Raw genomic sequence first — 14227 nt, 5'->3', positions numbered from 1 at the left:
CCGGCCTAGGGGAGCGGGGGGAGCTGTGGGAGCGCCGGCAGGGGCCAGCGCCCGGCACCGATGGCGCTTTCCAGCTCGGCCGCGGGGATGGGACGGCTGAACAGATAGCCCTGGCCCACGGTGCAGTGCAGCGCTTTCAGGATGGCCTCCTGGGCCTGGGTCTCCACCCCTTCGGCCACGGTGATCAGGCCCAGGCTGCGCCCCAGGGCCACCACGGCCTGGGTGATGGCGCCGGCGTTGGCGTCCCGCTCCATGTCGAGCACGAAGGAACGGTCGATCTTCAGGGTATCCAGGGGGAAGCGGCGCAGGTAGGCGAGGCTGGAATAGCCGGTGCCGAAATCATCCACCGCCAGCAGCACCCCCAGGCCCTTGAGTTCCCGCAGGGTGGCGGTGGCCTGGTCGGCATTGCCCATCAGGGTGGATTCGGTGAGTTCCAGCTCCAGCTGGGCCGGGGGCAGGCCCGACTGCTCCAGGGCCTGGCGCACCACGCCCACCAGGTCCTCGGCCACGAACTGGGTGGCGGAGAGGTTCACCGCCATGCGCAGGGGCGCCGCGAACAAGCGGCTCCAGGCCGCGGCCTGGCGGCAGGCTTCCTGCAGCACCCAGCGGCCGATGGGGACGATCAAGCCGGTTTCCTCGGCCAGGGGGATGAATCGATCCGGCGGCACCAGGCCCAGGTCCGGATGGCGCCAGCGCAACAGGGCTTCCATGCCGATCAGCTGCCCGCCTTCCAGCTCGAACTGGGGCTGGTAGAACAGCTCCAGCTCACCCCGCTCCAGGGCATGGCGCAGGCTTTGTTCGAACACCAGGCGCTCCAGGGAGGCGGCGTTCATCTCGTCCCGGTAGAACTGGAAGCTGCCCCGGCTGGCCAGCTTGGCATGGTGCAGGGCGGCATCCGCATTGCGCAGCAGGGCGGCGCCATCCTCCCCGTCGCCGGGGAACAGGCTGATGCCGATGCTGGCGGTCAGGGAGAACTGCTGCTCCCCCAGCTCCACCGGGGCCTGCACCGTCTGCAGCAGCTGCTCGGCCATGGCGGCGGCGGCCCGGCTGCCCGGCAGTTCGGTGAAGATCAGGGCGAACTGGTCCCCCACGTGGCGGGACACGGTGACCTGGGGCCCGAGCAGGCCCGTGAGCCGCTCCGCCATGATCTGGATCACCCGGTCGCCGCTGGCATGGCCCAGGGAATCATTGACGTGTTTCAAGCGGTCCAGGTTGAGGAACATCACCACCACGTGCCGCTCCCCCTGGCGGGAGGCCCGGGCCAGGGCGATGGCCTGATCCAGGCGGTCCTGGAGCAGGGCCCGGTTGGGCAGGCCGGTGAGGGTGTCGAAATAGGCCAGGCGGTTGATGTGGGCCTCGGCTTCCTTGTGCCGCGAGATGTCGGTGGAGATGCCGATGAAATTGGTGATCTGCCCCGTCTCGTTACGGGCGGCGGAGATGGACAGCCAGGCCGGATAGACTTCCCCGTCCTTGCGCCGGTTCCAGATTTCCCCCTGCCAGCGCCCCTCCAGGAACACCTGCTGCCACAGGGCGCTGTAGAAGGCCATGTCGTGGCGGCCGGACTTGATGAAGGCGGGCGTCTGGCCCAGGGCTTCCGCCTCGCTGTAACCGGTCATGTCGCAGAAAGCCCGGTTGGTGCGCAGGATGCGGCCGTCGGCATCGGTGATCAGGATGCCCTCGCTGCTCGCGTCGAACACCCGCTCGGCCAGCTCCAGGGCCGCTTCCTTGCGCTTCAGGCGGGTGATGTCGAGCATGGCCCCCACCAGGCCCCCGGGTTCCCCGTCCTGGTGGCGGAACACCGCCTTGTAGAAATGCATGTCCCGACGCCGGCCGTCAGCGTACTGGACCTGGGTTTCATAGCTCTGGGTGCCGCCCGCCTGCAGCAGCTCCCGGTCCGCCGCCGCGTAGCGGGCCGCCAGATCCGCCGGGGCCAGGTCGTACACGCTGCGGCCGACGATGCCGGCCTTGTCCTGCCCCAGGGTCTCGGCGAAAGCCTGGTTGCAGCCCAGGTAGCGGCCATCCATGCCCTTGTAGAAGATGGGGCTGGGAATGGCATCCAGGAGCTGCTCCATGAAATGGAGCTGTTCCGCCAGATGCGCTTCCATCTGCAGCAGATCGGTGAGATCCATGAGGGTAGCCAGCAGGGCGGGCCGGCCCCGGAAGCAGATGGAAGAGCTGAAGATCTGCACCGGCAGGAGCCGGCCATCCCGCCGCCGGACCCGGAAGCGGTAGCGGGCCTCCGGGGCGCCCCCCGCCAGCCGCTGGCGCATGCGGGTCTGGACCAGCTCCCAATCCTCCCCGGCCACCAGCTGCTCCAGGGGAATTTCCCCGGACAGCAGTTCCGCCCGGCTGTAGCCCAGCAAATCGGCCGTACGGGGATTCACATAGGCAAAACGCCAATCCTGGATGATGTAGATGGCCGTGAAGGCGTTGTCCACCAGGGTCCGGAAGATGTCTTCCAGTTCCTCGGGGGCCGCATCCGGGATGGGGTTGAAGCTCACGACATCAGCCTTGCAGACGCCGCCAGATTTCGGTGGTCAGCCCGGCCTGGTTCATGGAGTAGAAATGCAGGCCCGGGGCGCCGCCGGCCAGCAGGCGCTGGCACAACTCGGTCACCACGTCCAGGCCGAAGGCGCGGATGGAGTCCGCGTCATCCCCGTAGCTCTCGAACTTCTTGCGCATCCAGCGGGGGATGTCGGCGCCGCAGGCATCCGAGAAGCGGGCCAGCTTGGAAAAACTGCCGATGGGCATGATGCCGGGGACGATGGGAATCTCCACCCCCAGGGCCCGGGCCTCGTCCACGAAATGGAAATAGGCATCGGCGTTGTAGAAATACTGGGTGATGGCCGAATCGGCCCCGGCCTGCACCTTGCGGGCGAAGTTCTGCAGGTCGTCCCGGGGGCTCCGGGCCTGGGGGTGCCACTCGGGATAGGCGGCCACTTCCAGGTGGAACCAGTCGCCGGTTTCGGCGCGGATGAATTCCACCAGTTCGTTGGCGTAGCGCAGCTCGCCGGGATCGGCCATGCCCGAGGGCAGGTCGCCGCGCAGGGCGACGATGCGGCGGATGCCCTCGGCCTTGAAGTAGGCGAGGATGTCCCGCATGCCGGCCTTGGTGGAACCGATACAGGACAGATGCGGCGCGGCCTGATGGCCTTCCGCCGCGATTTCCTTGACGGTGGCGAAGGTACGGGCCTGGGTGGAACCGCCGGCGCCGTAGGTCACCGAAAAGAAGGTGGGCTTGAGTTCAGCCAGCCGGGCCCGTTCGGCCTGGAGCTTGGCGGCCCCCTCCGGAGTCTGGGGGGGAAAGAATTCGATGGACAGTTCAGTCTGCATGTCGGGTCCAGATGAAAAATTCGCGGTTGCCGTCACCGCCGGTGATGGGGCTGTTGAACCAGCCCGACACTTCCAGTTGCAGGCCTGCGCAGCATTGTCGCAGCTTCTGCTCCACCTGGGCGTACAGGGCTGGGTCGCGCACCAGGCCGCCCTTGCCAAGGCCGCCGGGCCCCACTTCGAACTGGGGCTTCACCAGCAGCAGCATCTGCCCGGCAGGGGCCAGCAGCGCCGGCAGCCGGGGCAGGATCAGGGTCAGGGAAATGAAGCTCACGTCCGCCACGATCAGGTCGAAACCGCCGGGGGGCATGGCCTCGCCCAGGTCGGCTGCGTCCAGGGCGCGGCAGTTGATGCCTTCCAGGGCCTGCACCCGGGGATCGGCCTGGAGGCGGGGATGCAGTTGCCCGTGGCCCACATCCACGCCCACCACCCGGGCGGCCCCGGCCTGCAGCAGGCAGTCGGTGAAGCCGCCGGTAGACTGGCCCACATCCAGACAGTTCAGTCCCTGGGGCTGGACGCCGCTGGAGCGCAGCGCCCCTTCGAGCTTCAGGGCGCCCCGGGAGACGTAGCGCTCCGCCTCGTCGGGCACCACCTCCAGGCGGGCGTCGGCGGGCACCTCCTGGGAAGGCTTGGAGAGCACCCGGCCCTCCCAGCTCACCCCGCCGCTGGCGATCAGCCGCTGGGCGACGCTGCGGGAAGGCGCCAGACCCTGGTCCACCAGGGCCTGATCCAGACGCAGGCCCAGCCGGGCCGGCCGCGCCTTGTCCCGAACCACCGGAGCGGGCCGGGACTTGCGGCTGTGGAAGGAGTTCATGGACATGGAAAGCACCGGGGAGCGTCGGGAAGACGCTCCCCGCCCGGCTTAGTAGCGGTAGTGGTTAGGCTTGTAGGGGCCTTCCACGGGCACGCCGATGTAGTCGGCCTGGGCCTGGCTGAGCACCGTCAGATGGGCGCCGATCTTCTTCAGGTGCAGGCGGGCCACCATTTCATCCAGGTGCTTGGGCAGCACATAGACGCCCACCGGGTATTCGCCGGTCTTGGTGTACAGCTCGATCTGGGCCAGGGTCTGGTTGGCAAAGGAGTTGCTCATGACGAAGCTGGGGTGGCCGGTGGCGCAGCCGAGGTTCACCAGGCGGCCTTCGGCGAGCAGGATGATGCGCTTGCCGTCCGGGAAGATGATGTGATCAACCTGCGGCTTGATGTTCTCCCAGGTGTACTGGCGCAGGCTGGCGACTTCGATTTCAGAGTCGAAGTGGCCGATGTTGCACACGATGGCGTTGTTCTTCATCGCCTTCATGTGGTCATGGGTGATGACGCCCACGTTGCCGGTGGTGGTGACGAAGATGTCGCCCATGGTGGCGGCGTCTTCCATGGTGACCACGCGATAGCCTTCCATCGCCGCTTGCAGGGCGCAGATCGGGTCGATTTCGGTGACCCAGACGGTGGCGCCGAGGCCGCGCAGGGACTGGGCGCAGCCTTTGCCCACGTCGCCGTAGCCCAGCACCACGCCGATCTTGCCGGCAATCATCACGTCGGTGGCGCGCTTGATGCCGTCCACCAGGGATTCACGGCAGCCGTAGAGGTTGTCGAACTTGGACTTGGTGACGGAATCGTTCACGTTGATGGCGGGGAACTTCAGCTCGCCCTTGGCATGCATCTGGTACAGGCGATGCACGCCGGTGGTGGTTTCCTCGGTGACACCCTTGATCTGGGCCAGGCGGGTGGAATACCAGGTGGGGTCGGTCTTCAGCTTGGCCTTGATGGAGGCGAACAGCACGGTGGCTTCTTCGCAATCCGGGTTGTCCAGCACGGACAGGTCCTTTTCGGCCCGGGCGCCCAGGTGCAGCAGCAGGGTGGCGTCGCCGCCGTCGTCCAGGATCATGTTGCTGTAGCCGCCATCCTTCCACTCGAAGATGCGGTGGGTGTAATCCCAGTAGTCGGTCAGGGATTCACCCTTGACGGCGAACACCGGCACGCCGGAGGCAGCGATGGCGGCGGCGGCATGGTCCTGGGTGGAGAAAATGTTGCAGGAAGCCCAGCGCACTTCGGCACCCAGGGCGGTCAGGGTCTCGATCAGCACCGCGGTCTGGATGGTCATGTGCAGGGAACCGGTGATGCGCGCGCCCTTCAGGGGCTGAGTCTTGGCGTATTCCTCGCGGATGGCCATCAGACCCGGCATTTCGGTTTCGGCGATGCGGATTTCTTTACGGCCCCAGTCGGCGAGACCCAGGTCGGCGATCACGTAATCTTGAGCGTTGCAAACAGCGTCAGCCACAGTAATTCTCCTTGATGGACTGTGGCCGGGGAGGGGTGGGATGCCTGGCAGGGCTCACCTGACCCCCTGCGCCCGGCAGGGTTGTAGAGGTGAGCGCCGTTGAATCTGGGCCACGGCCTGGCGGCCATGGTTTCCGAGCCTGGGATCGGGGCGACCTCGCAGCGCTCCTCGGAAGTGGCGGGATTATAAAGGATTTATCCTGAAAACCTCATGCGAACCACAGCGGCCCGGAGAACACGGAGGAAGCAAAAACAAGCCCTTGGGTGCAAAGCAGCCGCACCCTTCGGGTTATACGCGGCAAGGCGATCAGCGCCCCTGCCTTACTCCAGACGTCCTGGCCGGCGGGGAATTCGGTTTTATTGCACGGAGCCTTCGGCCAGCAGCAGCCGGATCACCCTGACGGTTTCCAGATCCGACTCCCGGTAGGCCGATTTCACGTATTCCGCGTAACGGCCATCCTCCCCGTCCAGGGCCATGGTGGTGCTGTAGTTGAAGCGCAGGAACAGGGTCTCGGGCTGGGGCTCTTCCAGTGTGATGGTGAGGACGCCCCCCGCATGGCCGGGCCCGGGCTCGATCTCGAAGCGCAGCCATTGCTGCTCGGCGAAGGTGACCCGGTCGCGGATGCAGGCATTGCCGAAATCCAGCTGCCGCACCAGGACCAGCTCGTCCCGCTCCAGGAAGTGGCAGGTTTCCAGCCCGGGCAGGAAGATCATCGGGTTTTCCACCCGCTGCCACAGGCCGCGCCAGAGTTGTTCCCGGCTCAGGGATTCCAGCATGGGATTGGCCGGGTCGTTGATCTGCACCAGATGTTCGAAGTTCATGGGCCGGATTTTGCCTGCCCTGCCGCCACCTGTCACCCGGTCGGCCCGGTGGTAACATCGCAGCATGCAGATCGAACGACTCCTCCAGCAGCAGGGGTTCGGTACCCGCAAGGGTTGCCGCAGCCTCGTCCGTCACGGCCGCTTCGCCATCCAGGGCCAGGTCATCGAAGACCCGTTCCTGGACATCGACCCCATCGGCCTCAAGTTCACCGTGGATGAGCAGGAATGGCCCTATTTCGAGAAGGCCGTGGTGCTGTTCCACAAGCCTGCGGGCTACGAATGCTCCCGCAAGCCCAAGCACCATCCCGGCATCTACACCCTGCTGCCGTCACAGTTCGTGGAGCGCGACATCCAGAGCGTCGGTCGCCTGGACGAGGACACCACCGGCCTCCTGATCATGACCGACGACGGCCAGCTGATCCACAGCCTTTCCTCTCCCAAGCGCAAGGTCCCCAAGGTGTACCGGGTCACCGTGCGCCACCCCCTGGATGAGCCCCAGCGTCAGGCCCTGCTGGCCGGCGTCATGCTCAACGACGACCCGGACCCGGCCCATGCCGTGGCCGCCGAAATCGTGGACAGCCACACCCTGCTGCTCACCATCACCGAGGGCCGTTATCACCAGGTCAAGCGCATGCTGGCGGCCGTCAGCAACCGGGTGGAAGCCCTGTGCCGGGTCGCCGTGGGCGGCCTGGAACTGCCCGCCGACCTGCCCCCCGGCCAGTGGCGCTGGCTGGAGGCCGCCGACCTGGAGCGCCTCTGGAGCAAAAGCCCATGACCCTGACGGAACTGCGCTACATCGTTGCCCTGGCCCGGGAAAAACACTTCGGCAAAGCCGCCGAGCGTTGCCACGTGAGCCAGCCCACCCTCTCCGTGGCGGTGAAGAAGCTGGAGGACCGGCTCGAAGTCCTGCTCTTCGAGCGCACCCCCGGCGACATCCGCCTGACCCCCGTGGGTGAACGCATCTGCACCCAGGCGGAGAAAGTCCTGGCCGAAGCCTCCCGGGTGGAGGAGCTGGCCCAGATCGGCAAGGACCCCCTGGTGGGCCCCCTGCGCCTGGGAGTGATCTACACCATCGCCCCCTACCTGCTGCCCCGGTTGATCCCGGCCCTGCACGGGCTGGCGCCGCTGATGCCCCTGTACCTGCAGGAAAACTTCACCCACCGGCTGGCGGAATCCCTGAAGAACGGGGAGCTGGACGCCGCCATCGTGGCCGCCCCCTTCGACGAACCCGGCATCGTCACCCGGGCCCTCTACGACGAGCCCTTCCAGGTGGCCCTGCCGGCCCAACATCCCCTGGCCGCCCGGAGCGAGCTGGACAAGGAAGAGATAGACCCCAGCCAGCTGCTGATCCTGGGCCAGGGCAACTGCTTCCGGGACCAGGTGGTCTCCGCCTGCCCCCAGCTCACCACCCCCGGCAAGATCGAGCAGGCCATGGAAGGCAGCTCCCTGGAAACCATGCGCCACATGGTCGCCAGCGGCGCCGGCATCGCCGTGGTGCCCGCCTCCGCCTGCGCCAGCTGGCCCGCCAACGATCCCCTGTTCGTCACCCGCCCCTTCAAGGCCCCGGCCCCCAGCCGGCGCGTGGTGCTGGCCTGGCGCGTCACCTTCCCCCGGCCCCAGGCCATGGACGTGCTGTACCAGGCCATCTGCCAGTCCCCACCGGTAGGCACCCTGGCCCTCGCCGGGTAAGCACAACACCCGGCCTGATCGGGCCGTCTATTCGCGTAGTTCGATGCTGCGGTTGATGCGGTCGAACTTGAAGGGAGGGTAGGCGTCGAGGGCGTGCAGCAGTTGCCGGGCGTGTTGCTCATTGAGGCTGATCTCGCAGCTGAGCTGGGCAATTTTCCCCCTCGCGTCATAGCCCTGGGCTGGCAACGCCCCTTCAAAAGCACACTGGCTCGCCCGGTAGCGCCAGAAATCCTCCTCCGCCCTGGATAGGGACTTCTTCAGCATGTTTTTGAACACGGCATCCTGCCCCCATAGCGCAAACGCCGCGGCCAGATCTTCCTGGGCCTGCCTGATTGCCCGGTAACTCTCTTCCAGCCGGGCCTTGAGACAGGCCTGCTCCCGGTCAGCAGGATCGGCGGTACAAGCTGTCTGGGCCCACAACGCACCTCCTGGCGACAAGGCTAGAACAACACAGAGAAGCAGGGTTTGGCTGGTCATTTGGGGATATCCGGCGTACCAATGAAGCGCCCGGCCTTTCCCATACCGCGCAAGAAAAAATGCGCAACCATCTCTTGGTTCGGAATCGGCATTAGCGGTCACCCAGGTGAATTGAGGGAATGGAACTACCCGGGCAATACCCGGCATGGCCTGACGCTACTGCCGGAAATTGGCAGCAGACCCGGATCGTGCCGAAAACCATATGGAATATCAAGATTCGCTCCCCGGCCACATCAATGGAAAACCGGCAGCCAAGGCTGCCGGTTCGGGTCCAGCTTCCGGATGAAAGCCGGCGGGCTCAGCTGGCTTCTTCGGTCGCGGCGGCCTTCTTCTTCGGTGCCGCCTTCTTGGCGCCGGCCTTGGGCGCCTTGGGCTCCCGCTTCTCGAACTCGAAGCCCACCTTGCCTTCGGGGCCTACCACCAGGAAGGCGGAGAACTTGCGCCGGGTGCGGGAGGAAACGAATTCCTTCAGCAGGTCGGTGCGGCCGTCCTGCAGCAGCTTCTGCATCTGGCCCCGCTCGATGGGCTGGAGCAGGATGATCTTGCCGGAGCGGAAGTCGCAGGACTTGCTGGGGCCCACGGATTTTTCGCAGACATAGGAGGCGCCGTGCTCGTACACCGGGCTGGCGCACTTGGGGCACTTGCCCAGGGATTCCTGGCCGGAGAAATCCACCGGCTCGGCATTGGCCTCGTCGGAGGCGGAGCCCTGGCCGAAGTCGAACTCGGTTTCGTGCTTGTCGTTCAGCTTCATGCTGGCGGCAAAGGGGCGCCCCATCTTGTTGCGGAAGCCGGTCAGGGGACCGATGGTCCGCTCGGTGAGCAGGGTCTCGATCTCCTCGGGTTCGAACTGGCGCCCGGCGACGATCTTCCACAGGGCGAAGTCGCAGTCGGAGCACTGGAATTTCTTGTAGGTCTCCCGCACCAGGCCGCCGCACTTGGGACAGGGGGCCTTGAGGATGCCGAAATCGCCGGGAATGGTGTCGGAATCGTAGGTCTTGGCCCGCTCGACGATGAGGCGGGTCATCTCGGCGATTTCCTGCATGAATTCCTGGCGGGACATCTCCCCCTTCTCGATGCGGCCCAGCTTCCACTCCCATTCGCCGGTCAGCTCCGGGGCGGTCAGTTCGTTGACCCCCAGACCATTCAACAGGGTGAGCAGGGAGAAGGCCTTGGCGGTGGGAATCAGCTCCCGGCCTTCGCGCAGCATGTATTGCTCGGCGATCAGGTTTTCGATGATCTGGGCCCGGGTGGCGGGTGTGCCCAGACCGCGCCCGGCCATGGCGGCCTTCAGTTCCTCGTCCTCCACCATCTTGCCCGCCCCTTCCATGGCGGAGAGCAGAGTGGCTTCCGAGTAGCGCGGCGGCGGCCGGGTTTCGGTGGCCTTGATGTTCACTTCTTCGGTGGCCGCCTTTTCCTTGGCTTCCACCTTGGGCAGGTTGCCCTCCTCCCCTTCCTGGCCTTCCTTGCCATACACAGCCAGCCAGCCCGGATGCACCAGCACCTTGCCCTCGGTTTTGAAAGGGTGGCTGGCCACCCGGGTGATGCGGGTGGTGACCTGGTATTCGGCGGCCGGGAAGAACACGGCCAGGAAGCGCTTGACCACGAAGTCGTAGAGCTTCTGTTCCGGCTCCGAGAGGTTCTTGGGCGCCTGGGTGGTGGGGATGATGGCGAAGTGGTCGCTCACCTTGGCGTTGTTGAAGATGCGCTTGTTGGGCACGACCCAGTTGCGCGCCAGGACCTGGTGGGCAAAGGGGGCGTAACGGGACAGCAGCACTTCGTCGTGGCCCTTGCCGGCGCCTTCGCCGGTGAGCATGGAGAGGGTGGCCTTGACCGTGCCCAGGTAGTCTTCCGGCAGATAGCGGGAGTCGGTCCGGGGATAGGTCAGCACCTTGTGCTTTTCGTACAGGGCCTGGGCCAGGCCCAGGGTGTTCTTGGCAGAGAAGCCGAAGCGGGCGTTGGCTTCCCGCTGCAGGCTGGTGAGGTCGAAGAGCAGCGGCGAGAGGCGGGTTTCCGGCTTGGATTCCTCGCTCACCTCGCCCACCTGGCCGACGCAGGCGGCGCGGATGGCTTCGGCCTTGGCCTGGTCCCAGATCCGGTCGGCCCGGGCGTGTTCGTCCCGGGCTTCCCCGTCTTCCTTACCCTTGAAATTCTCGTCTATCCACTTGCCGGCGTACTCGCCGGCCTGGACGGCAAAGCTGGCCTCCACTTCCCAGTAGGGACGGGGCTTGAATTCGCGGATCTTCTTTTCCCGCTCCACCACGATGGCCAGGGTCGGGGTCTGGACCCGACCCACGGTGGTCAGGTGGAAACCGCCGGTCTTGGAGTTGAAGGCCGTCATGGCCCGGGTGCCGTTGATGCCCACCAGCCAGTCGGATTCGGAGCGGCACACGGCCGCGTCGGCCAGGCCGCTCATGTCCGCGCCGCTGCGCAGGCGGGTGAAGCCGTCGCGGATGGCCTGCTGGGTCATGGACTGCAGCCACAGGCGCTGGATGGGCTTGGTGGTCTTGCTGTGCTGGGCGATGTAGTTGAAGATCAGCTCCCCTTCGCGGCCCGCGTCGCAGGCGTTGATCAGGGCATCCACATCCTTGCGCTTGATCAGCTTGGTGAGCAGCTTCAGACGGGATTCGGTCTTCTCGATGGGGCGCAGGGCGAAGTGGGGCGGAATCACCGGCAGATGGGTGAAGGACCATTTGCCCCGCTTGACCTCGTACTCTTCCGGACAGGCCAGCTCCAGCAGGTGGCCGATGGCCGAGGAGACGACGTATTCGTCATTCTCGAAGTAGTCGTCGTGCTTGGTCAGACCGCCCAGGGCCTTGGCGATGTCAGCGGCAACGGAAGGTTTTTCGGCAATGATCAGCTTTTTGCCCATGGACTTTTGCCTATTGATGGGCCCGGCGCAAGGCCGCCCCGTGAAAAAGTGCGTCGGATGATAAGGGGGGAAGGGCGAACGCCGCAAGGCGCCGCCCGGAACATGCTAATGGAAGCTGCAGGGTTCGGCCGCATCGGCCAGCAGCTCCTCGACAATCAGGGGGTCCAGTTCCTGGTCCCGGCTCCACAGCACCATCAGCACGATGACCTTGAAGCGCTCCAGGGAGACCGGGGCCTCGGGCAGATCCAGGCAGCGGTCCAGGACCAGCTCCCGCAGGGGAGGATCGATGACCCCGGCCCGTTCCAGGAAGATCAGGAAGTCCAGACAGCCTTCTCCCAGGCGCTCCCGCTCCGCCTCGGTGAAGATACGCAGGCCACGGCTGGCAAAAACCGGCACGGGACTCTGGCGCAGGGCAGCAAGCCAGTCCAGGGCGGCCCCGATCTCCAGCTCGTCGAAGCCCACGGCAGAAAGCTTGCGGGCCAGGGAATCCCCCTCCGGGTGGGAGGAAAAATCCGAATAGTTTTCAAAGAGGTAGACGAGGATGTCGATCATAGGGGAGCTCAGGCTTGCAGTCGCTGGTAGCGGTTGCCGGACAGGGCAGCCACCCGCCCCTCCAGTTCCAGCCCCATCAGGATGGCGAGAAGCGCATCCGCCGTCAAGCCGGTGCGCATGACCAGATCATCCAGGGTGCAGGGATCGTGCCCCAGGCCAGCCAGCACCCGGGCCCCGGCATCGGACCCGGCGGGGGGCTCCGCAGGCAGCGTCGGCAGAGCCTGGGGGACCGGGGGCAGGCCCAGTTCGTCAAAGATGTCCTGGGCCGACTCCACCAGCCTGGCGCCCTGCTTGATCAGCTGGTGGCAGCCCCGGGACAGGGGGGAATGGATGGACCCCGGCATGGCGAATACCTCCCGGCCCTGCTCGCCGGCCAGGCGGGCGGTGATCAGGGAACCGCTCTCCGGCGCCGCCTCCACCACCAGCACGCCCCGGGCCAAGCCGGAAATGATACGGTTGCGGCGGGGAAAATTGGCGGCCATGGCCGGCGTGCCCAGGGGAAACTCGGAGACCATGACTCCGGTTTCGATGATCTGCCGCCCCAGCGCCTGATTGCGGGCCGGGTACAGCCGGTCCGCCCCGGTGCCGACCACGGCGATGGTCACGCCTCCCGCCGCCAGGGCACCCCGGTGGGCTGCCGCATCGATGCCCAGGGCGAGGCCGCTGACGATGGCAAATCCCGCTCTGGCCAGGGCCTGGGCGAAGGATTCCGCCGATTTCAGCCCCTGGGGAGTGGCATTGCGGCTCCCGACCACCGCCAGGGCCGGCCGGGACAGCAGGGCCGGATCGCCACGCACATAGAGCAGGGTGGGCGGATCGGGAATCTGCAGCAGCAGGGGCGGATAATCCGGGTCCGCCAGGGTGAGGATGCGGTTCCCCGGCTGTTCCGCCCAAAACAAAGCCGCCTCGAGGGCGGCTTCCACATCGGCTTCCAGCAAGCGTTCAGCCCTGGGGCCTATCACCTGGGCCAGGGCGTCCCGGCCAGCGGCAAAGACCTGCCCGGGTAGGCCGAAAGCCCGCAGCAGCTTGCGCTGGGACTCCCCGCCTATGCCCGGGGCCAGGGTCAGCCGCAACCAGGCGGCCAGCTCCTGGCGCTCCCCCTCAGGGGTTGTGGACGGCATCTCCGGCAACCAGGGGCTGCTCGGCCTCCATCACCAGGCCGTAGGAAATCCGGTCGAAGGCGCGGAAGATGAAGACCACCCCATAGCGTTCCTCAGGCAGTTCCTTGGTCTGGTTACGGCCGTCCTTGTCCCGGTAGGTGGTGGTGCGCTTGGTGAACAGGCCCAGCACATGGCCCACTTCGATACCGTGCTGGATGCCCTGGTTGATGGCGATCACGGAATCCTTGCCGCCGGCCCCGACACCGCCATAGACGGAAACGATCTGGCCGGAAAGTTCAAACTCGGCCTTGCGCGGCACATAGGATTTCAGGTCGGGCAGTTCCGCCGGCACCAGCAGGTCGCCCTTGATGATTTCTTCCTTGGCGGTCTGGACTTCCATGATGGTCACTTCCCCGGGCCGCTTCACCACGGCCGTACCCAGATAGAAGGCCTCGTAGCCCAGGATTTCCCCGGTGCCCGGATCCTTCAGGGGCACGCCGGGACGATAGATGTACCACCGGGGATGCTCTTCCTGGACGCCCAGGACGTAGATGCTATCGCCGTTACCGACGATGACCCGGGATTCTTCGGTGCCGATGATGCGCGGCGCATTCTCCAGGTCCTTCTCGCCCACCACCAGGGGCCGGGAGATGAAGGGCTCTATGACATGAGCAGGAATCGACGGGATTTCCTTGTCAATGAGCTCGCTATGAACTTTGGGCGACAATTTCACGTTTCCGGAAGTCTTGACCCCCTTCCCCAGACGCAGTCGGGGAGTGCCATCGGACATGTCGAGCAGGACCACGTCACCGGGATAAATAAGGTGAGGATTCTTGATCTGGTCCTTGTTGAGGCGCCAGATTTCAGGCCAGCGCCAGGGCTCCTTGAGGAACTTGCCGGAAATACCCCAGAGGGTATCTCCCTTCACCACAATGTGGCTTTCCGGCGCATTGGCAGCCAGTTTCAGGGGTTCGGAAGCGGAGGCGGTGACGGCGGCCACAGCCAGGATGAGGGCAGATATAATACGGGACATGGATTTTTCCTCGTGTACCGGTGGAACATGCCGGGCCCGAGCCAGTCCAAATTCACGGACCCCACCCAGAAAGCTCATGCC

At 65.8% G+C, this 14227-nt stretch carries 12 protein-coding genes and 1 riboswitch; of the genes, 2 read left to right on the top strand and 10 right to left on the bottom strand.

Going from position 1 to position 14227, the window contains the following annotated elements; genetic code table 11:
* Positions 1-5: 5 nt before the first annotated feature.
* The 5 genes from G474_RS20350 to G474_RS0109720 form a co-directional block, all read right to left on the bottom strand.
* Positions 6-2501, bottom strand: coding sequence for a sensor domain-containing protein (locus G474_RS20350; protein ID WP_051282198.1), 2496 nt, complete (start codon positions 2499-2501; stop codon positions 6-8).
* Positions 2502-2505: 4 nt separating this feature from the next.
* Complete coding sequence (metF, locus tag G474_RS0109735; protein ID WP_026686805.1) at positions 2506-3333, bottom strand: methylenetetrahydrofolate reductase [NAD(P)H]; 828 nt, start codon at positions 3331-3333, stop codon at positions 2506-2508.
* Complete coding sequence (locus G474_RS0109730) at positions 3323-4150, bottom strand: TlyA family RNA methyltransferase (protein WP_026686804.1); 828 nt, start codon at positions 4148-4150, stop codon at positions 3323-3325. The genes metF and G474_RS0109730 overlap by 11 nt, the downstream gene beginning before the upstream one ends.
* Before the next feature lie 42 nt (positions 4151-4192).
* Positions 4193-5605: an adenosylhomocysteinase gene (ahcY, locus tag G474_RS0109725; RefSeq protein WP_043463947.1), complete on the bottom strand. Its 1413-nt coding sequence runs from the start codon at positions 5603-5605 to the stop codon at positions 4193-4195.
* An 84-nt stretch (positions 5606-5689) separates the two neighbouring features.
* Positions 5690-5781, bottom strand: a riboswitch (S-adenosyl-L-homocysteine riboswitch).
* Between the two features lie 180 nt (positions 5782-5961).
* Positions 5962-6426 carry an SRPBCC family protein gene (locus G474_RS0109720; protein WP_026686802.1) on the bottom strand — a complete coding sequence of 155 codons (465 nt, stop codon included), beginning with the start codon at positions 6424-6426 and terminating at the stop codon, positions 5962-5964.
* 64 nt (positions 6427-6490) lie between these two features.
* Here G474_RS0109720 and G474_RS0109715 point away from each other — a divergent pair, with 64 nt between their 5' ends.
* Together G474_RS0109715 and G474_RS0109710 are read left to right on the top strand one after the other, a co-directional pair.
* Positions 6491-7201 (top strand): pseudouridine synthase, encoded by a 711-nt coding sequence (locus G474_RS0109715; protein ID WP_026686801.1) that lies wholly within the window; start codon positions 6491-6493, stop codon positions 7199-7201.
* Positions 7198-8115, top strand: a complete 918-nt coding sequence (locus G474_RS0109710) for a hydrogen peroxide-inducible genes activator (protein ID WP_026686800.1) — start codon at positions 7198-7200, stop codon at positions 8113-8115. Before G474_RS0109715 ends, G474_RS0109710 begins: the two co-directional genes overlap by 4 nt.
* A 27-nt stretch (positions 8116-8142) precedes the next feature.
* Here the strand turns inward: G474_RS0109710 and G474_RS0109705 are convergent, their stop codons facing one another.
* The 5 genes from G474_RS0109705 to G474_RS0109685 form a co-directional block, all read right to left on the bottom strand.
* The gene (locus G474_RS0109705) at positions 8143-8592 is read right to left on the bottom strand and encodes a lysozyme inhibitor LprI family protein (protein WP_026686799.1); all 450 of its coding nucleotides are present in this window, start codon (positions 8590-8592) and stop codon (positions 8143-8145) included.
* A 298-nt stretch (positions 8593-8890) separates the two neighbouring features.
* A complete protein-coding gene (locus G474_RS0109700; RefSeq protein ID WP_026686798.1) occupies positions 8891-11461 on the bottom strand; it encodes a DNA topoisomerase III in 2571 nt (856 codons plus the stop codon).
* Positions 11462-11566: 105 nt separating this feature from the next.
* On the bottom strand, positions 11567-12013 hold the full coding sequence (locus G474_RS0109695) for a Smg family protein (RefSeq protein WP_026686797.1): 447 nt from the start codon (positions 12011-12013) through the stop codon (positions 11567-11569).
* Positions 12014-12021: 8 nt separating this feature from the next.
* On the bottom strand, positions 12022-13134 hold the full coding sequence (gene dprA, locus G474_RS0109690; protein WP_043463941.1) for a DNA-processing protein DprA: 1113 nt from the start codon (positions 13132-13134) through the stop codon (positions 12022-12024).
* A complete protein-coding gene (locus tag G474_RS0109685) occupies positions 13115-14146 on the bottom strand; it encodes a LysM peptidoglycan-binding domain-containing protein (protein WP_026686795.1) in 1032 nt (343 codons plus the stop codon). Before G474_RS0109685 ends, dprA begins: the two co-directional genes overlap by 20 nt.
* Positions 14147-14227: the final 81 nt, after the last annotated feature.

It is taken from the genome of Azovibrio restrictus DSM 23866 (assembly GCF_000429665.1).
Classification (GTDB): Bacteria; Pseudomonadota; Gammaproteobacteria; order Burkholderiales; family Rhodocyclaceae; genus Azovibrio; species Azovibrio restrictus.
This window is presented reverse-complemented; position numbering and strand designations above follow the sequence as displayed.